This window comes from Butyrivibrio sp. AE2005, assembly GCF_000686965.1.
Lineage (GTDB): Bacteria > Bacillota > Clostridia > Lachnospirales > Lachnospiraceae > Butyrivibrio > Butyrivibrio hungatei_A.
Genome location: NZ_KK366045.1, coordinates 1 through 24,528, shown reverse-complemented (window position 1 = coordinate 24,528; position 24,528 = coordinate 1). Strand labels below are relative to the sequence as shown.

The following is a 24,528-nucleotide window of genomic DNA, read 5'->3' as shown; positions in this document are numbered from 1 at the left end:
AACTGTTTTATATGAAAGGTACTATCAAAGAAAAGCTTACGTTAGTTGTAATTCTCATTGTCGTCGCGGCAATGGTCATTTCCTCGGCAGTTATTGTCGGAACGTCGGGTGGCAAGCTTACCGGACAGCTTACAAATCAGCTTCAGATAAACGCTGATAAGTATGCAAATTCGATTAATGCCTGGATTGAGATGGAAAAAGGTCTTAACAGTGCAGGTGCTGCGGCATTGGCTGCACTTCCCGACAAATCCTATAATGTTGAACATGCTCAGCAGATGGTCACGACGCAGGCTGCCGGACATTCTGAGTTTCTTAATCTTTATTATGGTATGGCAGATAAGACACATCTGCAGATGGATCCAAATGCAAAGCCGCCGGAGGGCTACGATCCCACACAGAGGGGATGGTACAAGGCAGCAGAGGCAGCAGGAACGACCATAGTGACAGATCCTTATATGGACGTTTTGATTGGTGGTATGTGTATCACAATCGCAACGCCTGTTTACAGGAACGGCCAGCTTGCGGGCGTTCTCGGAGCAGATTTTACCCTTGATTATATCGCAAATGTTGTCAACAGCATTCCGTACAGCAAAGGCGAGTACGGCTTCCTTGTTGATGCAAGCGGCAATTACATAATGCATGAAAATGATGCGTTCCTTCCGGGGGAAGAGACGGCAACGGCTGTGCTTAACGTTATGCCGGGCATATCTTCGATAATTACGACGCCGGGTAGCGAAGTGGTTCTTACGAAGGACTACGATTCCGAAAAGAATTACATCGCAACATCCACTATAGAAGGCTGTAACTGGGCGCTTGGTCTTGTTATGCCAAGGAAAAACGTCAGCGGTACCATAACACAACTTATCGTAACTGCCATAATTATTACGTTGATAGCAATAGCTGCTGTAATTGTTATTATGACAAAGCTTATAGGTGTGCAGCTTGCGCCTATGGAAGAAATGAAGTCTTTTGTAAAAGAGAAAGTCATAGGCAATGAAAATATCAAGCAGACCCGCTCAGAGACGGAAGAAATAAGATATCTTTTGACAGAGCTCGAAGACCGCGTCATTGATACGATACATAAGACTAAAGACGAATCGCAGCTTATAAAAGACAAGATGACGAGTGCGTCCGATAAGATTACCGATATCAAAGACAGTATTTCCGAGATAAATGAAGCGATGCAACGCACGGAGGGAGGCATAGAGACCCAGACGGCCAGCATCCAGAACATTGACAAGATATGTGATAATGTTATGACTGCAACGGAGAGCTTTGCGGCTGATACCAAGAGTATGAGCGACAGAACCAATGAAGTGATCGGAAGAGTTAAAGAGATGGTTCCCGAGATCCTTGCAAACAAGAATCATGCGGTTGAGATGACGAACAGGGCAAAAGAGGAGCTTGAAGAAGCTCTTAAGGGAATTCAGGTAATTGAGCAGATCGTGAATGTGGCAAGTGCAATTCAGGATATCGCAAGCCAGACAAATCTTCTTGCGCTCAATGCCAGCATAGAAGCGGCAAGAGCGGGAGAAGCGGGCAAAGGTTTTGCGGTTGTCGCAAGTGAGATCAACAGCTTAAGTACTACAACAGGAAATGAGATTGATAAGGTAAATGCACTTACAAACGAAGTTACAGCCAATGTAAATGAGCTTTCGAGAGTAAGTAATCAGATCATCACATTTCTTACCGACAGAGTGCTTAAAGATTATGATAATCTTGAGACTCTTGCGAAGAATTACATGGATGATGCAAATTATTACAGCGACATAAGTAAGGGGCTTGGCAGCGGTGCCAAGGAAGTAAGCACATCCGTAGCCGATATCAACAATGTACTGGAAAGAATAAATTCCGTGCAGAAAGAGCTTGGCGAAGCGGTTCGTGATATCTCGAACAATATGCAGAGTATCACAGAATACAGTGCGAATGTTTCGGGTGAGACCAAGGATGTAATGGATAGCATTATAAATCTTCAGGATACAACAGATAAGTTCAACGTATAAGGCGGTAACACCTTTGCTGTGATATATATAAGAGTCTGCAACTGTCAGAAAATAGGCAGTTGAAGTTTTTTTATATCATATGAAATTGCTTTGCAACTCTTTGTTCTTGATTTAAATACAACTGATATTTATAAAAAAGTTGTAAAATTCGCTAAAAATCCGTAAAGATTGTCAAGATTTACGTAAATGCGTAATAGGGTGGTATAATCTATAATATAGTAAAAGAACGGAGGAAGGGCGCTATGCAGGAAAATCATTTAAAACGCACTTGTAAACTAGTATTTCTAATTCACGTAATTACGACTTTTTTTTCAATTGTCGGTCTAATGTCGCAGATCACAATGTCAGATCTTGCTCCGATCAGAGGAATTATCCCCTTGATAATGGTTATATTGGTATTTATCGCAGATTCGGTGTATCTTTTCATCAGTAAGGGTGGAGTTACATATATAAGAATACTTGCGATCACATATTCTATAGTTTATTGTGCAATGCTTAACAGCGGGAACACGGGTACGACATATCCATATATGATCCCATTTTTGATCGTATTTCTTCTTACACTTGATAGCTTAAGTGTAAAAGTCGGAGTTATCGGATTTGCCGTTTCCAATCTTATAAGAGTAATACTTACTATTACTACTTCAGCGAATATTCAGAATGATATTGAAGTTATCATGATAGAGGCGATCATTTCAATCCTTACGGTTGTTACGATCCTTAAGGGTTATGGGCTTCTTTCAAGATTCTTTGAGGAATCACTTGATGAAGTTACATCGGTTTCGGATAAAAATAAGACAATCACCGAAAAAATCACGGAAGTTGCCGACAGTGTAGTGGAAGACGTTTCTTCCGTAAGCGAAGCGCTTAAAACTATCGGTGAATCTGTAGAGCTTCTTGATGAGACTATGGAAAACATCATGGTTGGAACGCAGAATACCGCTGAGGCGATCACTCATCAGACAACCCAGACGCATGATATTCAGGATATTATTGATGATACCAAGAAGAGTGCGGATATAGTTGAGAACATAAACAACGAAGCTTCAGATGCCCTCAAAGAAGGCATGGGTGTCATGGAATCCTTGTTTGAAGAGGTTGAAAAAGCCAGAAAAGCAGGAGAAAATCTTCAGACAGCTGCGGATGAACTTCGTTCCAACACTGAGGATGTAAGCGGAATCACAAGCATTATCCTTTCAATTTCATCACAGACCAACCTTCTTGCACTCAATGCCAGCATAGAGGCTGCAAGAGCGGGCGAAGTGGGTAAGGGATTTGCGGTAGTTGCCGATGAGATCAGAAATCTTGCCGAGCAGACAAGAAATGAGACAGAGAATATCACACGTATTATTGAGATTCTTACAGCGAATGCCGATACAGTCGCTGACTGTGCTACAATAAGCTCACAGTCTGCAATCCGCGAGACTGAATATACACAGAGCGCATCCAAGAAGTTTGAGTTTATCAGTGAGAAACTTGCGGAACTTAGTCAGGCTATCAATGATATTGCTAATTTCATTTCATCACTCAGCAGTGCAAATAACGAGATTGTAGACAGCGCCAGCACGTTGTCAGCTACGAGTGAAGAGATAAGTGCAAGTTCGACCGAGGCTTCCAAGGCAAGTTCAAGAAACGTTGAACTCGTTGCACAGTTCAAGAAGTCTATGGACGGTATTATTGCGAAGATTGAGGAACTTCAGAAATATACACAGGGATAAAAGAGAATACTAAAAAGCGATCAATATAAGGGTTGTGGAAAGCAAAAACTTTTCACAACCCTTTTTCTTTGGACTTTGGTGAAGCGATATTGCTTATTACGGCCTTATTTTTGCAAAATGCGGATTTGCGGAGAGCGGATGTTGCTCCTCGTTAAGTATCCTGAATTGTGAAGGCGGATAGCCGGTGGCTTTCTTAAATGCACGTGTGAAAGCTGTACAACTTGTAAAGCCGGCCTGATAGGAAATATCTGTGACGGTCAGTTCGGGATTTGAAAGAAGCGTTTTGGCATAGCTTATTCGCATCTGCTGAAGATATTGATATAAGGTCATTCCGGTGTATTCGGAAAAAATCCTCTCGAAGTAATATTTGCTGAAACCTGCATGAGCAGCGACGCTTTCAAGAGTCAGATCTTCCGTAAAGTGCTCTGAGAGGTAGCTGCATACATTGCTCAGAGAGGCATTGTTTTTAAAATTAGTCGAAGCTGAGGCAGACTCGGGCTCACGGAAAAGATTAATGTTTTTTCCGCAGAAAGCAATAAATTGCATAAGAATTGAATAAATCTCAAGTTCATCGTAAGGTGCGAGTTCTGAAAAAGATATAACTTCGTCGTCCATCTCTTCTTCGTGCATATGAACCCGCGGTGCGGAACCGAAATATAACTTCATTATCGTATCGATAAGGCCACACAGATAATTATATATATCAGGCGGACATGTCTTTTTCTTAATGTGCAGAGCGGGGGACATAAGACGGAATGCCCGATCCATTTCTTTTAAATTGATTATTCCGGAAAAGTCGGCTTGAATGTACACTCTGGTTCCCGGTGTCGGAGAAAAAATCTCATGAATAATGGTGGGGCAGATTAATAGAATGTCATCTATTTCGACATGATAAGTCTGATTGGCACAGATTACCTTGTAGGGTGCTTCTTTTGGCCAGATAATCTCGATATCTGTGTGCCAGTGCGGCGGAAAATCGGCGTGCAGACGGTTTATGAACATCCGCAAACTTGTGTTGATCTTGTGTCTGACATTTTCTTTGGTGCTTGAATAACAATATTTCATACTACAAAAAGAACTCCTGAAATAATAAAAAACGGTGCAAAATCATAAAAGGCAATTTTTGTTTTATGATACAACATTATAGCATGAATTGATGGTAAAAATGTCTAACAGCTCAGCATTATGTCATAATTTATGTAGATAAATAATGTAAACTGTGAAAAAATGCACAAACAATAGAGCAATTTTGGTATGGTAGATGGCAATTTTCCACACGCGTAAAAAAGTAAATTATTATAGAATTATGTAAAGGAATGAAACAGTTTATTGTTTCATGAAGGAGAGATTTTCAGAGAATCTGAAAAGTAACAAAGGTATTTATATGATAGGAGGGTAAGGTATGAACAAAAAGGTATTGGCTACTTTTTTTGCAACGATCTTGGCAACTACTACGCTTGTTGGATGTGGTGGAAGTTCTGCCACTACGACACCGTCGACAGGTGGCTCCGGAGCTGATGCGACGGCGCAGGCAAATTCTTCAGCGGGAAAGCAGACGGATGGAAAGAATCTACCGACACTTACGACTGAGCCGCTTGAAATAACCCTTTGGGACATAGCTACTGAGGATCCCGCAAAGACCACTCAGGAAGGTGCTGTACAGAGATTTATGAAGGATTATCCGAATATCAAGGTTAATCAGGTACATCAGCAGAATGACAATTATAAACAGCAGCTTGTTGTTGCGATGAGTTCGGGACAGGCGCCTGACATCTATGTTCACTGGGGCGGTGGTCCTATGGCGGAGTATTACAAATCAGGTTTTGCCAACGATCTTACCGAAATGTATGCAAAATACGATCATCCCGAATTTATAGACGCTGCGGTTGCGCAGTCAACATATGACGGAAAGATGCTTGCAATTCCTTTCGGCGGACTTTCGGGCTGTGATATTTTCTATAATAAGACAATCTTCAAAGATCTTGGTCTTGAGGTTCCCAAAACGATTGATGAACTTGAGGCTGTTTGCGAGAAACTGAAAGCAAACAATATCATTCCGTTCTCGCTTGCAAATGCATCAAAGTGGACAGGCTCAATGTATTACATGTATCTTGTAGCACGTCACTCCGGAAATGCTGAGTTTGACGCGGCTTATACACAGGAAAACGGCGGAACATTCACAAGCGACGCATTTGTTTATGCAGGCTCCAAGATTCAGGATTGGGTTAAAAAAGGATATTTCCCTGATGGCGTTAATTCACTTTCAGCTGATGATAATCAGGACAGAGCACTTCTCTATGACGGTTCGGCTGCAATGATGCTTCACGGTGCATGGCAGGTATCGGGAATAAAAGCGGACAGCGAAGAGTGGTACAACGAAAATGTCGGCGTATTCCGTTTCCCTGAAGATTCGGAAGCAAAGGCAAAGGGCGTTCCTCAGGATGTAGAGATCGGTACAGCAATCGGTATGGGAATGTCATTTAACTGCTTCAAAGATGATAAAACTGTGGATCAGGAAAAACTTGACGCATGCTATGTGCTTGCAACACAGTATTACAATGATGACACATATAACAATGACCAGCTTTCAAGCGGAACACAGCCTTCAATTAAAGGAATGGAAGAAAATATCGACGATCCTAACATGAAGGTTATAGCTGATGTATTCTTCAATGCTTCCAATGTACAGCTTTGGTATGATCAGTATCTTCCCGCATCAGTAACGGAAGTACACAAGAACTGCATGACTGAGCTGTTTGGCCTTGAAAAGACACCGGAAGAGATTGGAAAAGAGCATGATGATGCTATGAAGAAAGCTATTGCCGAACAGTGAAAATAAAAAGCAATGCGCATAGATCGCTGCCTGCGGGGAGTTTTTCCTGCGGGCAGCGACTGTTATAAAAAAGTGAAAATGCGGCAGGAAGGAGTTTATGTGAAAAATGAAAATAATATAGGGCTTGCACAGGCCAGAGCAAAAAGCACGGCAAAAGCGGCAACGGTCTTTCTTATACCGGCTCTTTTGCTTATAACGATATATATAATCTATCCGGTAATTGATACCTTTGTGATAAGCGGATATAAGTGGAACGGTATTTCATCCGACAGGATTTTTATAGGAACAGAGAACTGGGTATCACTCTTTAAAGATGAGATGTTTTGGAAATCTTTTAAACATAATCTGATCGTCATGGTATTCTCGATTCTTTTGCAGATACCCATGGGTATGCTTCTTGCAACATTCCTGGATGCGGGAGGAAAAAAATTCAACATATTTAAAATCATCTGGTTTCTGCCGTATCTGATGAGTTCTGTTGCGATAGCTTTCCTTTTTGTATATGCACTTGCAACAAACGGAGGAATTGTTTCATCACTCGCTACGCTTATTATGGGTAAGAAAACTACGATAGATCTTTTGGGAACCGCGCCCAATGCGCTTTATACCGTAATAGGTGTTATGGCGTGGCAGTTTACACCTTTTTACATGGTCTATTTCATCGCCGGATACGGAAACATCGATACTTCGATCTATGAGGCGGCTATTATCGACGGCGCAACAAGATGGCAGTATATAAAGCATATTGCGATTCCTCTTTTGGGACCTATTTTCAAGACCGCATGCACGATGTCTCTTATAGGTTCGCTTAAGTACTTTGATATGATCTGGAACATGACTCAGGGAGGGCCTGCAGGTTCGACGGAACTTATGGCTACATACATGTACAAGCTCTCGTTCCAGCAGTTCAATATGGGTTATGGTTCGGCAGTGGCAGCAGGAATGTTCCTTCTTATAACGGCTATCGCGTTGATATTTAACAAAGTTTTCAAGGTTAAGGAGGAATATTGAGTATGGTCAATCCAAATATGAGTGAAGCGGATTATCGTAAGTCCAAGATAAAATCAAGGATTGCGTGGGGAGTAGCGATATTTTTCGCATGCATCTGGCTGGTACTTACGCTTACACCGTTCTTCTTTATGATAATAAATTCGTTCAGAAAACAGTTTGATATGCTGCAACAGGGAGTTTTCCATCTGCCCGATCCATGGTTCTTTGATAATTATGTAAATGTTGTTTCGCATGGATTTTTCGGATATTTCTTAAGAAGTGTGATCGTGGTTGCGATATCGCTTGTACTTATGCTTGCCATTTCGGCATTTGCGGCATATCCGCTTGCGAGAATGAGCTTTAAATTAAATCCGTTCATTTATGCGCTTATCGTGGCTATGATGTCGGTTCCGATGCATGTGACTTTGATACCTATCTTTAAGCTCACTACATCGGTGGGACTCTACGATTCGCTCGGATCGCTGATAGGACCTTATGTTGCATTTGCACTTCCGATGTCGGTGTTTATTTTGACGGCATTTATGAAAACGATTCCGAAGGAAGTGGAGGAGTCTGCGGAAATTGACGGATGCAACCGCTATCAGAACTTTTTTAAGATGATACTTCCTCTTTCCAAATCGGGACTTTCAACGCTTGCTATATACAACGGCGTTTCGATGTGGAATGAATTTGCTTTTGCCAACACTTTGCTCATTACTCCCGAGAAAAAGACATTACCTCTTGCACTTGGACAGTTTAAGGGCGAACATTCGCTTGATATCCCGATAATCCTGGCGGTACTGACTCTTTCGGTGCTCCCCATGATAACTCTTTTTATCGTTTTCCAGGATAAACTTGTAAAAGGAATGATGGCAGGCGCGGTTAAAGGCTGAAAACGGCGATATAAACAGAACTTACGGGAATAAAAACTTTTTTAATGTAAAGGAAGGGGCCTATGATAATTTACGTAGATGCAAGTGCTGAGCACGACGGAAACGGAAGCAGGAATTTACCTTTTAAAAGAATAAACGAAGCGGCGAAAGTTGCGATGCCGGGAGATGAGGTTGTTGTTGCGCCCGGAATTTATAGGGAATATGTAAATCCGGTCAATCACGGAACTGCAGAAAGTCGCATAACTTACAGAAGTGAAAAACCGCTTGGCGCTGTTATAACAGGTGCAGAGAAGGTTACGGAATGGTCTGAGTTTAAGGGCGGTGTGTGGACGGCACGGGTAAAAAACAGTATCTTTGGCAGTTACAATCCTTACACGACGCTTGTTTATGGCGACTGGTATTTTGCAACGCCAAATAAGCACACAGGCTGCGTTTGGCTTAATGATGAGGCTCTGTATGAAGCTCTTAGTATCGATGAGTGCGCTGAAGGAAAAATCTACGAGTGTTCGTGGGAACCCGAAAGCTCTAAGAGAAAGTGGTATGCGGAGCAGGATAATGAAAATGACGAGACAGTTTTTTATGCCAATTTCGGCGGAGCGGATCCAAATAAAGAAAATGTCGAGATTACCGTAAGGCGCGAGTGCTTCATGCCTGAAAAAGAAGGCGTTGGCTTTATAACTGTAAGCGGCTTTAATATCAACAAAGCTGCAACGACATGGGCGCCTCCCGCTGCTTATCAGGACGGAATGATAAGCCCGCACTGGAGTAAAGGCTGGATAATAGAGGATTGCGAGATCTGGGGCAGTAAGTGCGCGGGCATCTGCGTCGGGCGCTATTACGATCCCGAGAATAGCAATTTTTATACAACAAAGCATGTTAAGAGTCCTACTCAGATGGAGAGAGATTCTGTGTGCCGCGGTCAGTATTACGGCTGGTTAAAAGAAAAGATCGGCGGCCATATAATCCGAAGAAACAATATTCATCACTGCGAGCAGGGCGGAATCATAGGCCGTATGGGCGGAGTGTTCAGCGTTATCGAGGACAATCATATTCATCACATAAACAATATGATGGAGCTTGGAGGAGCCGAGATAGCGGGAATAAAGATGCATGCCGCAATCGATGTTGTAATGAGACGAAATCATATTCACCACTGCACAATGGGAATCTGGTGTGACTGGGAGGCGCAGGGAACAAGGATAACGCAGAACCTGTTGCACGACAATCAGCGTCCTTCTTTTGCAAAGCAGTTGCAGGGCGGTATGACTTGTCAGGATCTGTTTGTTGAAGTAAGCCACGGACCTACGCTTATCGATAACAACATTTTATTGTCGGATGTTTCGCTCAGGATCGCGACTCAGGGCGTTGCGATGGTACATAATCTTTGCGCGGGCTCTTTTACCTATGTCGGAGACGGAACGACCTGGAGATATACGCCTTATCATATGCAGCACAGAACGGAAGTTATGGGCTTTATGACGATTCTTCACGGGGATGACCGCTTCTACAATAATATCTTCATACAGAAGTGGCCGGCCGAAGATCTTGAGCTTTTAAATGATTCTGACCCGGATGAGAAGTATACGGAGAACAGGAAAGTCGGAACATATTGCTTTGACGAATATCCTACTTATGATGAGTGGATCCCGCAATTCGATATGGAGACGGAATATCCAAACATGAGGAAGCATGAAGATGCGCACTTTAGCCATCTTCCCGTATGGATTGACGGAAATGCATACTTTGAGGGTGCACTGCCCTGGAAAAAAGAGGAGAATGCATTTTTCGATGATTCGGGAAAGGTACACGTTGATATAGTTGAAAAGGATGGTGAATACTTCCTTGATACCAATATCTACGAGGTGCTTGGCGATTTTAAGGCCGGTATGATTTCGACCGAGACTCTCGGCGAAGCTTTTGAACCTCAGCAGAAGTTTGAAAATCCCGACGGAACCCCGATTACTTTTGATGTGGATTATCTCGGAAACCACCGAGGTGTGGGCATTATCCCCGGACCGTTAGCTTCAGGGGATGACGCTAAGAATAAGCTTTACGCGAAACTTGATATTGAATAAAGATTAATTAAAGGAGCAGCTGTCACGTTGATAGCTGTTTCTTTTTATTGGAGAGCAAGTTTCCAAATTGGAAAAAATATTTTATCTTATTTGTGCATTTGATGTATTATTTTTTTCCAAAGAGTCAAATAGAATTATTCCATAAGCGATTATTTACTATAGAAAGGAACAACGGATGAAACTTAAGTTGCATGAAAATATAAAAAGATTAAGAAGAGAGAGAAATCTGACGCAGGAAAAACTTGCAGAGATATTGGGAGTAACTGTTGGCGCGGTGTCTAAGTGGGAGAATGGAAACAATACACCGGATATAGTGATGCTGGCAACGATAGCAAGCTTTTTTGATGTGTCGATCGATGTCCTTTTGGGATATGACATGGCATCTAAGAAAGCCGCGAAACTGGTTGAAAGTATAGATTCACTTGTATGTGAGCACAGATTCGATGAAGCGGAAAATCTTTCAAAAGATGCCATTTCAAGGTACCCTCATGATTTTTCTGTCATCTACGCATCTGCCAAACTTTATTGTGTGAAGGCGCTTGAGAATATGGATAAGGAAGATGCGCGTAAGGCAATGGGGCTTTTGACAAGATCTATGGATTATATATCGCAAAACACAGATCCTGACATAAATGATTTCGTGATAAGAACGCAGATCGCGTACAATTACATGATCATAGATGAAAAGGCCGCCCTTGAAATGTTTAAGGAAATCAACTTCGGTGGGATAAACGACACAATCCTGGCGTTTGTGTATCTTCAGAACGGAGAAATAAATCAGGCACTAAATTATAGTACATCGGGCATAATAAACCACCTTGGCGAACTGATAGGTTCTACGGCATACATGATTCTGGCTCTTTCCGGAAAAGGTGGAAAGACGAATATCGGTGAGGCGGTCTGCATCGCGGATACGATGATCAAAGTAATCGATTTTTTTGCAAAAGACGAAGTCGGATGCTTTTACAAATACAAGGCTTTTTACAATGCGATAAAGGCATATCTTTGCGTTTGCATGGGAGACTTTAAAGGAATGAAAAAGAGTATTTCCGAGGGAAAAAAACTTGCAGCGTGCTTTGATGAAAAAAGTTCAAATGACATGGCGAAGCAGCTTAAGTTCTATCATTCGGACAAGAAGCAGTATTACATGATTGATAGCATCGGTGAAAATGCGACTTTGGGAATAGGTGCGTTTTTTTCAAAGCAGCTTGCAAAGATGGCATTTATCGATAAAGAAGCGCTTAAAATGATTAATGATTATTGGGACAAGAATTGATGAAGGGGGCTGTAAAGAATTTAAAATGAAATTTCGGGAAAATATTAAAAAACGATAAAGCGATTATAAATAATTTATAAAGTATTTACAGCACTGATTGAATTGTATAAAATATTATGATAGGTTATTTCCTCAGAATGAAATAGGAGGCGTAATATGTTCAAAAAAGTGTTAACAATTTTACTGTCTGCAGTGATTTCTTTGTGCTCACTTGCAGGTTGTGGTGCAAGTGGCGGTGAGGAAGGAATTTCTGAGGCAGAAGCTGTTAATGAGAATGAGCTTCCTTCAGGAGATATTAATCTCAGAGTATGGGGATCTGAAGAAGATACAGATCTTATTAATCAGATCATATCAAGTTTTGAAGCTGAATATTCCTCACAGGCAAAATTCAATATTACATTTGAAGCTCATAGCGAGTCTTCTGCCAAGGATGATATTCTCGGTGATGTTCTCAATGCACCTGATGTTTTTACTTTTGCGGATGACCAGTTGCTTGCGCTGATTGCGTCGGGTGTTCTTAAAGAAGTTCCCAATGCTTCGGAAATATCAGGAAGAAATCTTGCGGCTTCAAGTGAGGCTGCTTCTTTTAACGGAAATCTGTATGCTTATCCTTTGACAGCGGATAATGGATATTTTCTTTTTTATGATAAAAAGTATTTGACTGATGAAGATGTGCAGACTATGGACGGAATCCTTGCTGTTGCTGAACGGGAGGGAAAAAAGTTATTCATGGAACTGACTTCAGGTTGGTATATTTATTCATTTTTCGGTAATACAGATATGGAAATCGGTCTTGATGACGACGGAATATCTACTTTCTGTAACTGGAATGCAAAAAATACCAAGATAAAGGGTGTGGATGTTGCACAGGCTATGTTAGATATCGCTCGCAATCCGGGATTTTTGAGTGCGGTTAATGATGACTTTGGCGTTGGGGCTGCAAATGGAACTATTATTGCGGGAATTAGCGGAACATGGGATGAAAACGAGATTAAGGAAGCATGGGGCAATGATTATGCTGCAACAAAGCTTCCCACATATACTGTTGCCGGGCAGCAGCTTCAGATGTCAAGCTATGCAGGATATAAGCTTGTAGGTGTCAATTCGTATTCTGAAAATACTGCTTGGGCAAATAAGTTTGCCGATTGGATGACAAATGAACAGAATCAGAGTCTCAGATTCTCGATGAGAGGTCAGGGACCTTCAAATACTGCAGCTTCATCTTCAGGTGAAGTTGCTCAGTCAAAGGGACTTCAGGCACTTCAGAAGCAGGCTGAGTTTGCAAGTCTTCAGAGAGTCGGTGGAACATTCTGGGATCCTGCAACAAATTTTGGAACAATTATAAGCGAGGGTAATACTAAGGGCAAAAATCTGCAGACACTTTTAAATGAGATGGTTACCGACATTACAGGTATAGAATCAACAGGAGATGCGGAAGGTACTGAGACTTCGGGAGAGGAAACAGATACAGAAGAGGCAGCAGAAGATTCTGCGGAAGAAACTGCGGAAGAGGGTGATAGCTCGGATAGTGATGCCGGCGCAGAAGCAAGTTCTGAGGTAAGTGAGTAATAGGAGGTTGGATCGATGAAGAGAAAAGCAAGTATTCGTGTAATGATTATGGTTCCGGTCCTTCTATTGGGATTTGTTTCCATTTTTTCAAATGTAATGTCATTAACAAACCTTAGAAAAGTAAATAAGACAGCGTCAACAATTGCGGATGACTATATGTCTGCCATAAATGAACTTGATACTATCGGACAGACATCCAAAAGCATCCATACTTTGGCTCTGTCACATATTGTAGCCACTGATTTTGAGACGATGACTTATGTAATTACCGAAATTGAAGCGGAAGAGGCAGTTATGGATCAGACAATGGCTGATTACAAAAAGTATGTCACCAAGGATAGCACGGCAAGCTATGATAAGATGATTGCTGATTATCATGGTTTCAGAGATGCGGTTAAGGTTCTTTTGGCACAGAGCGCAGCTCAGAAAACCAAGGATGCATATGCGACTGCAAATGGCCTTGTTGCTGAGAGCTCAAAGCAGTTGAATGCAGACATCAACGATATTATTGGTGTATTTCGTGATAGTTCCGATACAGCAAGACAGGATCTCGGCTCCAGTTATATGGTTGCAAGAATTTCGGGATTTGCGGTGATTTTTATAAGTATTCTTGCTGTGGTAATTGCACTTTACATTGTACTTAGACATGTAATAAGCCCTGTGATCAAGGCTGAGGCGGAGCTTAATGAAATCATTGAAGGTATCAACAGACGTGAGGGGGATCTTACAAAGCGTATCACGATTGAATCCAATGATGAGATCGGAGCTCTTGGTAAGGGTATCAACTCATTTATTGAACATCTTCAGAATATCTTTTTGACCATCACAAACAATTCATCTGCAATGGATAAGGTTGTAAGCGATGTTTTGGGAAGTGTAAAGACATCAAACAGCAGTGCCGCAGATCTTTCTGCGCTTACGGAGGAACTTACCGCTACTATGGAGGAGGTTGCGGACAGTGCAGGTACTATTAATAAAAATACGGAAGCTGTAAGAGCTGAAGTTGATGAGATGGCTGATAAGAGTCACGAGATAAATGAATATTCAAAGATTATGAAAGAGCATGCGGATGCTATGGAACAGTCTGCAAGAACAACTATGGCTGAAACAAATGCTAAGGTTGAGGATATTCTTACATCTCTTAATCAGGCTATTGAAGACAGCCGGAGTGTTGATCAGGTTAATTCACTTACAGCTGAGATCATGAGTATTGCGACACAGACAAACCTTCTTTCTCTTAACGCTTCTATCGAAGCTGCAAGAGCAGGAGCAGCCGGAAAAGGCTTTGCGGTTGTTGCGAGTGAGATTGGATCTCTTGCCGAAAACAGTAAGAGAACTGCCGGAAACATTCAGGAAATCAACTCTGTTGTTGTTGAGGCGGCTCATAATCTTTCAAGCAGCGCAAATGAACTTGTTGATTATTTGCAGAATTCAATCTTGCCTCAGTTTGAAAAGTTTGTTGAAGATGGCGAAAAATATAAAGAGAATGCCAATTACATCGAAAGCGTCATGAACGACTTCAGCAATAAGACAGAAGGATTTAAGTCAACTTTCAGTGATATAGCAGAGTCTATCAACAATATCACAACATCCATAGAAGACGGCGTCCGCGGTGTTTCTTCAGCAGCTGAAAGCACTCAGGTACTTGTATCCGATATGGACAATATTTCAAGACGTATGGATGAGAATAGCCGTATTGCAGGCGAACTTGATGAGGAAACGGCTATTTTCTCAAAGATATAACAAGGTAACTTTCCCTTATTTACAAGGATTGTGAACCTTTATATAGTGATTGGATTGCGGTTTTCCCTTGTTTTTGCCCTTATGAGGTAGATACAAGGGAAACTTTTTTATCCGACTATAACCCGATAAAGCTGCATGGTTACACGTTTTTTCGTGCAATTTTTTAAACCGATAAATACAGTGATTAGGGAGCAAAAGTTTGATAGTTATTTGTGCTTTTTGAAATATTAGGTCATTTTTCAAAGAATTTATCAAGATCCATTGCGCCATAAGGTTTACGGACAATTTCAACGCGCTCATTGGTTTCATCTACAATGTATAGAACAACGTAATTGTCAACATTCAATCGGCGCATACCAAGGCTTGCAATAGTTGATGGAATGGATCCTGCAACAGGTAAGATCATTTTCAGAAATTGATCATTGATATATAGACCAAGACTTTTTAGTAATTCCTCATCTGCTGGGGATATAGAAGTCTTGGTCTTTTCATTTATTTTTCTATGGCGTTCAAATACCAGGGCAAGGGCTTCTCGCACTTTGCTGAACAATATTTTAAAAAGTGTAGTTTATTTAATCGTATTTCCGGTTGATTCTCTTATTATGATATCTGTTTCTACATATGTTTTTTTGTAAGGAGTATTTGGATTTGCGATCCTGGAAAGCAGAATATCCGCAGCAATAAAGCCCATGGAGCTTGAATGGATCTTCACCGTGGTAAGACTTGGCTCGATGATGGTGGCTTCGGGCGCATTATCAAATCCGCAGACCGCAACGTCCTTCGGAACTTTTTTACCAAGCTGCCTAAGGGCCTTTATGGTGCAGATTGCAAGGTAATCGTTGGCACAAAAGAAAACTTCAGGCATTTTCCCAAGCTCGCTGATCCTTGCAGCGAGATAATCTGTATCTTTGTACGGACTCGTGTCGTCATCAAGAATACAGGATCCGGTGTCGATGCCAATCCCGCTATCTGTCATGGCTGAAACGTAGGCCTGCCACCTCTCATTGAAGGACTGGCAATGGAATCTGTCACCAACAAATGAGATGTTTCTCTTTCCGCTTTGGATAAATGAACTGATCAGGCGGTAGACGCTTGTAACATTCTCCATGTAGAGAGTATCAGCTGCCAATCCGAATTTCTGAAGAACAGGGGTATCTACAAAGAGAATGGGAATATTCAGGCTGCAGAGGAATTTGCTGTATTTTTCGGAAAAGAGCTCTATACAGAGAATTCCTGCTATATTGTCCATGGAAAAATTAGTTGGGAGGCTTAAGGATTCAATATCATTATCTTTAATAATGTTGATTGAAAGCTTGTAGCCCAGTGAATCTATTCTGTTCTGAAATGCCTCAAGAAGCTTGGTTCCTGAATGGGATGCACCGGGAAAAGAATGAGTGAACAGGGCTATTTCTGTCTTGCCGTCCTTTAATGCTAAGAGCGTACTTGATGCTGTATCAGCGGTATCAGCTAAACTAAACTGCTTGTAGCCCATGGCTGTAGCCATCTGACAGATCTTACTCCTGGTTTCCGAAGATACGCTTCCTGAGTTGTTAAGTGCTCTGGAAACAGTATTTCTTGACATTCCAAGTGCGTCTGCAATTTCCTGTAATGTTACTCTTTTTCCCATAATGGATGTCCCCTCAATACTTTCTGAGTTTTTTTATATTCGGTAAATATCATAACGCTGCAATAGTAATGTGTCAAATGCACTAATTTCTGTATGACAATTGTGCATAATTTACAAAAAAGAAACCCATAAAAACACTGAATTTCACGAAAAGCAGTGTCATATGCACTTTTAGATTGATACAAATGACACAAAATGCTATATTGTTTCTGTCAAGTGATAGTGCAAAATCACCAAGGGAGGAATTATGCATAGAATAAAAACATTGCTTTTGATTGGCATTATGACCATCGCCAGTGTTGGATGCTCATACAAAGCCGCAGAACCGGATACTACTTTAGATGAAACAACAGAGGAAAACGTGCAGTCAGCGGATGAAAAGTATCTGGGAGAGAACATTGAAGATCATATCGTTTTTCCGTCATCAGTGGAGGGACTTGTGGGCGATACAATGCCGTTTTACGACGAGGGAAAGTACAATGTCTTTTACCTGGCAGACCAGAGAGACGGTAAGCAGGGATATCACCCTTGGGGGCTGATCCAGACTACAGACTTTGCCTCATATGATGACAAGGGAGTTGTTTTGAATTATGGAGACGCTGTAGAAGACCAGGACATAGCTCTTGGAACCGGAAGTGTAATAAAGGGAAATGACGGTAAGTACCATGCTTTTTATACTGGACATAACGATATGTTTGAGCCAAAAGAAGCAGTGATGCATGCTGTCAGCAGCGATCTTATAAATTGGGAAAAGATTCCCGAAGATACACTTTATGCAAACGAGAATTATGCACAGAACGACTTCAGGGATCCGTTTGTTTTCTATGTTGAATCAGAAAAGTGCTATTCAATGCTTGTTGCAACAAGACAGAACAACATCGGAGTCATTGCAAGATACACTTCAGAGGACTTAAAGAGCTGGGAAGATGCCGGTGTTTTCTTTGAAAATGATATGGGAACCGATTCAAATCTGGAATGCCCGACACTCCTTTCTTATAAAGGAAGGTGGTACTTGTCATTCTCTGATCAGTGGCCTCACAGGCTTGTTCATTACAGGATAGCAGACAATTTTGAGGGCCCGTTTGAGATCCCTTCACAGGACATCTTTGACTGCAACGGCTTCTATGCAGGAAGAATGGAGACAGACGGAGAGAACTTATATGTTGTCGGATGGAACGGAACGAAGAAAAAGCATACAGACAATGAGGACTACGACTGGGGCGGAAATATGGTCACTCATAAGCTTGTGCAGCATGGAGATGGAAGCCTCACACCTGTTTTAAACCCTGAGCTTGAAAAGCTTTTATCTAATGAGCTTTCGCTTACACCAGTCAAGATGACTGATTCAGCTTCTCTTTCGGAGGGCGTTATATCTTTTGCCGGTGAAAAATATGAGATGGCGGGATTTAAGGAGCTTCTTGGCAGTTATCTTATTAAGACCACGATCAGGGATTTTGATAAAGACGGTATGTTTGGGTTCTGCTTTGATACAAACGAAGAAAGTGTCGGAAGCCTGAACATTGTGTTTAACGGCGCCAACAACAGGATTGAGTTCTACAACGGCAGCAATATTATGGAAAGAACAGCTCAGTCATATGTTGATTTCAATTTAGCAGATAAGAATGAGCTGAATGTTTCACTGCTTGTTGCAGACGGCGTTGTGTGCATGTATGTCAACGATGAGATTGCTTTCACAACAAGGATGTACATGTCACAGGGCTCTGATTTTGGGGTGTTTAGTGTTGAATCAAAGGCAAGTTTTGAAGATTTGAAGGCATTTAAGTAAGGATAGGATAGTTGTCTTTTGGGAGAAGGCTTAGGAAGCAGATATCGTTTATAGAGGTGGAATGTTATGGGGTTAGATTTAAAAAAAGTAGTGGCAGTTGCATCAAAATATAAAGTTGCACTCGGGGGAATGCTCGCGATCGTTGCAACCTGCACAGGAATTGCGGTATGCGGAACTAAAGAAGCGCTTCAGCAGTCAATCGAGGATGAGATTGTTGCGCTTGCGAGTTCATGGCCTTCATCTTTTTTTTCGCATGACTATATCGAACCGGAATATGTTGATGATGAAAACCGCACCAATAATGCTTTTAACGTTGCAGATTTTGGAGAGCAGGGAAATAACGGATGGTTTTACAGATATGGATCATCACAGGACCCGGCAAGGTCTAAGAGACTTGAATCTTATGATGGAGAGAGATACTTTCAGCCCGGACAAAAGGGATTAGAGATAAAGTCCAATTTTATTCATACCGCGGAGGAAGTCGCATCAATACTGGAGTGGCGAGCTGCAAAGGGCGGAGATATAAATATTGACCTTGCATATGTCAAAAACGTAAATAATGATAAAAATCCCATGTATCCTGATGGCGTAACACTGTACGTTTACAAGGGGGATGAACCTATCGGAAGATACAAGGTCGATGCAAAGACAGACAAGGAAGAAGTTGTAGAAGAGTCCTTAAAAGATATACATGTCGATGAGTTGGAAAGCCTGTACTTTGTTGTGAATCCGAACATGAACAACGCTTACGACGGTGGTTCATTATATGTTGCCATTTCCGATGTAAATGCCGGCGGTCCTACAGCGAAAAAGGATACAGACAGAATTGATAATAATGCTTATTCCATTGATGATTTCGGCCACCAGGGAAATAATGGCTGGACTTATATGTGCGGAAAAAGCATCGCTGATGCAAAACTTGTATCAACAGAAAAGGACGGAGAGTACATGAATTCTACATCTCCAAATCTTTCAATCAGCCAGTTCTTTATTCATCCATCAATAAATGATGAGGCGATGCTGTGCTGGCAGCCTGCGGTCGATGGTGCCGTTGAAATAAGAGGAACTTACACCAAGTTTGAGCAAAACGACGGAAATCCTGACTGGCCGGATGGTGTAACTGTGTCTGTCTACAGGAACAGAGAAAAGCTCTTTTCCCAAAAAGTTGCAGCACCAAAGAAGGGCAAGAATGAGATTTCTTTCAGGGAAAAGAATGTAAGCGTAAGCACGTCAGACAGATTATACTTTGTGGTTGATGCAGGAGGAAATGCGTCTTACGATGGCGGCGCATTCGATATTGCAATCCTTGACAGGACCGGCGCCACAACCGAAAAAGACGTTGTTATTGCCGGAGATGATACAAGAGAAAACTACGCAGACGTTAAATATGACTTTGGCAAACAGGGAGAAAACGGCTGGTTCTATCAGGAAGGTTATGGAGATGACCCAAATGATGTATGCAATATGCGCATCTTTGACGAAAAGGAGTACAGATATTTTGACAGCAGCTACCTGGAGATAAAGAGCGATTTTGTAAGTCCCGGAAAAGGAAAATCTGCTGTGATCAAATGGAAGGTCGCAAAAACAGGAACAATCAGGCTTAATACTTCCTATACCAAGTTTAAGAATGAGGATAAGAATCCAAGCTGGCCCGACGGAACCAGGGTTACTCTTTATCATAATAATACGGTTCTTACACAGGAGGAATTTGCGCCAGACACCAAGCAGGAAATATCTAAGCGCATGGATGTTGAGTCCTTAAAAGTAAATAAGGACGACTATATTTCCATGGTCATCAATTGTAAGGAAAACAACGCCTATGACGCGGGAAAATACGAGTTTTCCGTTTTTGACCTCACCGATGTTACCACAGAAAATGATATATCGATCAACGAATGCGAGACAAGGCAGAACTTTGCTGATGTTAAATATGATTTTGGTGAGCAGGGAAAAAATGGCTGGTTCTACCAGGAAAGCATAGGAGATGCTCCGTTCGTCGCCTACAATATGCGAAAATACAGCCCTGAAGAAGAGCGATACATTGATTCACGCGATCTGGAGATAAAGAGAGATTTTGTGAATCCCGGAAAGGGCAAGTCCGCAGTTATCAAGTGGAAAGTAGCCCAGAACGGAACGATCAGGATTGATGCTTCATATACAAAGCTTAAGAACGAGGATAAAAATCCGGATTGGCCGGATGGAACAAGGGTGACACTGTATCATAATGGCACAGTTTTAGTTCAGCAGGATTTTGATGCTGAACTCAATGAAGTTACCAAAAGACTTGATGTTGCAGGACTTGATGTTGCCAAGGATGACTATATATCAATGGTCATCAATTGTAAGGAAAACAATGCCTATGATGCAGGTCTTTATAACTTTTCCATAAAGGGATTGTCTGCGCTTACGGGACAGACAGAGAGAGACGTTATAAATTGGGATAAAGGCCGTTCAAACAACGCATCACTCCAGGATGATTTCGGAAAGCAGGGAGAAAACGGCTGGTGCTTCCAGTCAGGATACTATCAGGATCCATACTTTGCTGTGAACGTTGAGCGACTTGAAGAAAATGGCGAGAAATACACGACTCTTGACGGAATAGAGATAAAACGTGATTTCATCATGCCTGCTAACAAGGGAAGATCTGCAAATGTGAAGTGGGTCGCAGCTGAAAACGGCAAGATCGACATAATGGCATCCTATACAAAACTTCTTAATGAAGATAAAAATCCGGATTGGCCGGACGGCGTGACAGTGTATCTTTTCAAGAACAGAGAAGTCTTGAAAAAAGAGGATTTCGCGCCACTTACCGATGAGAAGATCACGAAGGATCTGTCAGTAGAGGATGTTGAGGTACGTGCCGGAGATTGCATTACTCTTTTGGTAGATGGAAAGGCAGATACCGCTTATGACGGCGGAAACTTTACTTTTGTGATCGAAGATGCAGAGCTTAGGACCATGAAGATGGTCAATAACAGCGGGAAGAATTATGCAAATCTTTCTTATGATTTTGGGGAGCAGGGCAGTAACGGTTGGTACTATCTTGAAGGCAGAAGAATAGACAAAGCAGAGGTCTTGTCAAAGAAGACTGCTGATGGAACAGGGTTTATTTCAAGAAAATTTAGCGGCCTCGAAGTGAAGAAGGACTTTGTGCAGCCAAGGCTCAATGCCGATGCAATGTACAAATGGGTTGTGGCAGTTGACGGAGAAATAGATATAACCGGTCAGTATGTGAAGTTTGGCCATGAAGATCCAAATGCAGACTGGCCTGACGGCGTAACTATCGAGATCTTCAAGAACAACTCCAGACTGTATAACACTGTTTGCAACTGCTCGAAAGGTGAAGGAAACGATAATGCAAGAGCTGTAAACATCGAGAAACTGCAGGTTAAGAAGGGAGACATCCTTACTTTTGACATAGGCTGCAACAGGAATAATGCCTGGGACGGAGGAAGACTTGAAATTGATATTGCTGATTCTGAAGGAATCAAGGTTTCAGTAGGCGATGAAGTCAGGACCAACAACACTGTACTCGGTAATCTTGAATCATTCGAGCAGGGTAAGGACGGATGGTGGTTCCTTGAAGGAAAAGACTTAAACAGTGCAAAAGTCCTTGTATATGCTAATGAGGATAAGACTGCTTTTATTTCTCCTTCCAATAAGAATCTCGAAATGAAGAAAGACTTTGTTCATCCCGGAGAGAAGAAGGCAGCAATATATCAATGGGTAGTGTACGAAGATGGAAAAATCGATGTGCTTGGCGACTATACCAAATTCGGGCAGACTGACGCAAATCCTGATTATCCGGATGGTGTGGGACTTAAGGTGTTCTTAAATGAAGAGCTTCTTGAGGAAAAAGATATAGCGGTTTTGCAGGGAGATGGCAATGATAACAAGGCAGACTTCATGTTTACTCAGCTTGACGTCAGGAGAGGTGATAAGCTTTCATTTGTTATTGACGGAAAGAATAATATAGCCTATGACGCAGGTAGATTGTCTGCGAGGGTTTATGCGGCAAAAGAGAAGGCTGAAGGTGAGGAACTGCGGACTAACAACACTAATCTCTTTGAATCATTTGGTGAGCAGGGCACAGATGGCTGGACCTATGGAATGTGCGACTGGGATGGAAAGAACTTTGAAGAGCTTTCCTATGATCCTGATAATGAAAGATACTATAATAACGGAAAACCTGAGCTGAAAAGGGATTTTGTAGAGCCCGGAAATGGCAGAAACGCTGCATACAGATGGGAAGCAGTTAATACAGGAAAAATAAAGGTTTGCGGAAGCTACACCAAGTTTGCCAATAATGAAGACCCTGATGCCAACGGCATTTGCATGAGAATTTTCGTAAACGGCGAAGAAAAGAAGTGGTTTGGTGGAATTACCCAGGGCAACTTTGATTCTGAAAAAGAGATAACATTCGATGAAGAGTATATTGTTCACGAAGGTGACATCGTAATGTTTGCTGTGGATCCTGACGGAAACGACAGCTACGATGGCGGAAGACTTTCTGTAGTTATCAAAGATGCTGACAAGAACTCAGATGATGAGGAAAATGGAGATAAGCCCGAACCCGGAGAAGGTGGCAATGCTGAGAATCCTGGTGAAGATGATGGAACGTCAGAAAATTCTGGAGAAGGTGGTTCTGATAGCGAAGGTAGGAGCAATAGCACAAGAGCGGGTGATGATGGAAAGGGATTTGCTGTTGTAGCAACTGAAGTTGGTAAGCTTGCAGAAAACACGCAGAGCTCACTTAAGGACGTTGGTGCAATAATTGAAAGAGTTCAGAAGAACGTAGAAGAGATTACAGGACAGGTTGAGATTAACCAGAATATCGCAGAGAGTATCAGAAGTGAGAACGAGCAGTTTGTGGCTATCAGTACCATGGCTGGAAATAATGCTACAAATACTGAGCATGTTGCACAGCAGGCTAGTGCAATCAATGACATGGTTGATGAGATTAATCGTCTTCTAAATAATTAAAAAGATGTGAGTGTCAAAAGACTGTGCCTTCTAAAAAAGAGGGCACAGTCTTCAGACTGTAGACAAAGTCCACGGCATCTGCCGTGGATTTTTCTTTATAAAAGTGCCTCGAGCCCAGTATTTATCTGGGCTTGAGGTACTTTTTCTGGTATAATAGAAGTATCAAAGTTGGGGATGAGGATTGCCTTTATGATGACTTCTAATACCGAAAGAAAGCGTGAACAAATGCAGTTTGTGAGCATGGATGATCTGGTACCTCAGGATCACATGCTCAGGCTTATTGATAAAGCAATTGACTGGTCATTCATATATGACCTTGTTGAAGATAAGTATTCATCAGATATGGGCAGGCCCAGCATGGATCCTGTCACACTCATTAAAATCCCTTTCATTCAGTATCTATACGGAATTCGCAGCATGCGACAAACTATCAAGGAAATAGAAGTCAACGTTGCATACAGATGGTTCCTGGGCTTAGAGCTTAACGAGCCTGTCCCACACTTTTCAACTTTTGGAAAGAACTATACAAGACGCTTTAAGGATACAGACCTTTTTGAGCAGATATTCCAGCGCATTCTTGAAGACTGCTATCGCTTCAAGCTGGTAGACCCTACTGCTGTATTTGTAGATGCTACTCATGTAAAGGCGAGAGCAAACAACAGAAAGATGCAGCATAAACTTGCAAAGCAGGAAGCATTGTTCTACGAAGAAATGCTCAAAAAGGAAATAAACGAAGACCGAGCTGAGCATGGCAAAAAGCCACTTAAAGACAAGGATGATGATGACGATAAAGGTGCTGGTGGACATGATGATTTCAGTGATTTCACAGACGACGTTCCTAAAGATACCAAGAAAGTAAGGTGCAGCACTACCGATCCTGAAAGTGGATGGTTCAGGAAAGGTGAACATAAGAATGTATTCGCGTATGGAATTGAAACAGCCTGTGACAAGAACGGATGGATTTTAGATTTCACTGTCAACCCAGGCAATGAGCATGACAGCCGTACATTCAAAGGACTTTACGATAAGATC

14 protein-coding genes are annotated in these 24,528 nt (G+C 41.9%); 12 read left to right on the top strand and 2 right to left on the bottom strand.

The features are described from left to right. Positions 1 to 11 precede the first annotated feature (11 nt). Together DL92_RS0116935 and DL92_RS0116930 are read left to right on the top strand one after the other, a co-directional pair. Positions 12 to 2,003 carry a methyl-accepting chemotaxis protein gene (locus DL92_RS0116935; protein ID WP_026654292.1) on the top strand — a complete coding sequence of 664 codons (1,992 nt, stop codon included), beginning with the start codon at positions 12 to 14 and terminating at the stop codon, positions 2,001 to 2,003. Between the two features lie 341 nt (positions 2,004 to 2,344). Then, positions 2,345 to 3,721: a methyl-accepting chemotaxis protein gene (locus tag DL92_RS0116930; RefSeq protein WP_026668377.1), complete on the top strand. Its 1,377-nt coding sequence runs from the start codon at positions 2,345 to 2,347 to the stop codon at positions 3,719 to 3,721. Positions 3,722 to 3,817: 96 nt separating this feature from the next. Here DL92_RS0116930 and DL92_RS0116925 read toward each other — a convergent pair whose 3' ends face one another. Next, positions 3,818 to 4,786, bottom strand: a complete 969-nt coding sequence (locus DL92_RS0116925; protein WP_026668376.1) for an AraC family transcriptional regulator — start codon at positions 4,784 to 4,786, stop codon at positions 3,818 to 3,820. A 337-nt stretch (positions 4,787 to 5,123) separates the two neighbouring features. Here DL92_RS0116925 and DL92_RS19825 point away from each other — a divergent pair, with 337 nt between their 5' ends. From DL92_RS19825 to DL92_RS0116890, 7 genes are all read left to right on the top strand, one after another. Then, positions 5,124 to 6,554 carry an extracellular solute-binding protein gene (locus DL92_RS19825; RefSeq protein WP_034469634.1) on the top strand — a complete coding sequence of 477 codons (1,431 nt, stop codon included), beginning with the start codon at positions 5,124 to 5,126 and terminating at the stop codon, positions 6,552 to 6,554. A gap of 99 nt (positions 6,555 to 6,653) precedes the next feature. Continuing rightward, entirely contained in the window at positions 6,654 to 7,565 is a 912-nt protein-coding gene (locus DL92_RS0116915) for a carbohydrate ABC transporter permease (RefSeq protein ID WP_026668375.1), read from the top strand. Positions 7,566 to 7,567: 2 nt separating this feature from the next. Further along, positions 7,568 to 8,437 carry a carbohydrate ABC transporter permease gene (locus DL92_RS0116910; RefSeq protein WP_242827187.1) on the top strand — a complete coding sequence of 290 codons (870 nt, stop codon included), beginning with the start codon at positions 7,568 to 7,570 and terminating at the stop codon, positions 8,435 to 8,437. 62 nt (positions 8,438 to 8,499) lie between these two features. Further along, a complete protein-coding gene (locus tag DL92_RS0116905; protein WP_026668373.1) occupies positions 8,500 to 10,512 on the top strand; it encodes a right-handed parallel beta-helix repeat-containing protein in 2,013 nt (670 codons plus the stop codon). A 175-nt stretch (positions 10,513 to 10,687) separates the two neighbouring features. Further along, entirely contained in the window at positions 10,688 to 11,788 is a 1,101-nt protein-coding gene (locus DL92_RS20545; protein WP_051625401.1) for a helix-turn-helix domain-containing protein, read from the top strand. 156 nt (positions 11,789 to 11,944) lie between these two features. Next, complete coding sequence (locus DL92_RS19815) at positions 11,945 to 13,357, top strand: extracellular solute-binding protein (RefSeq protein ID WP_081816942.1); 1,413 nt, start codon at positions 11,945 to 11,947, stop codon at positions 13,355 to 13,357. Positions 13,358 to 13,372: 15 nt separating this feature from the next. Further along, positions 13,373 to 15,100 carry a methyl-accepting chemotaxis protein gene (locus DL92_RS0116890; RefSeq protein ID WP_026668372.1) on the top strand — a complete coding sequence of 576 codons (1,728 nt, stop codon included), beginning with the start codon at positions 13,373 to 13,375 and terminating at the stop codon, positions 15,098 to 15,100. Between the two features lie 568 nt (positions 15,101 to 15,668). Here the strand turns inward: DL92_RS0116890 and DL92_RS0116880 are convergent. Next, positions 15,669 to 16,727, bottom strand: a complete 1,059-nt coding sequence (locus tag DL92_RS0116880) for a LacI family DNA-binding transcriptional regulator (protein ID WP_027208777.1) — start codon at positions 16,725 to 16,727, stop codon at positions 15,669 to 15,671. Between the two features lie 247 nt (positions 16,728 to 16,974). Between DL92_RS0116880 and DL92_RS0116875 the strand changes: the two genes are divergently transcribed. From DL92_RS0116875 to DL92_RS0116865, 3 genes are all read left to right on the top strand, one after another. Further along, on the top strand, positions 16,975 to 18,513 hold the full coding sequence (locus DL92_RS0116875; RefSeq protein ID WP_026668369.1) for a glycoside hydrolase family 32 protein: 1,539 nt from the start codon (positions 16,975 to 16,977) through the stop codon (positions 18,511 to 18,513). Between the two features lie 66 nt (positions 18,514 to 18,579). Next, positions 18,580 to 23,496 (top strand): methyl-accepting chemotaxis protein, encoded by a 4,917-nt coding sequence (locus DL92_RS21705; protein ID WP_026668368.1) that lies wholly within the window; start codon positions 18,580 to 18,582, stop codon positions 23,494 to 23,496. 189 nt (positions 23,497 to 23,685) lie between these two features. After that, the coding region (locus DL92_RS0116865; protein ID WP_034469630.1) for a transposase at positions 23,686 to 24,528 on the top strand (843 nt) is incomplete at its 3' end.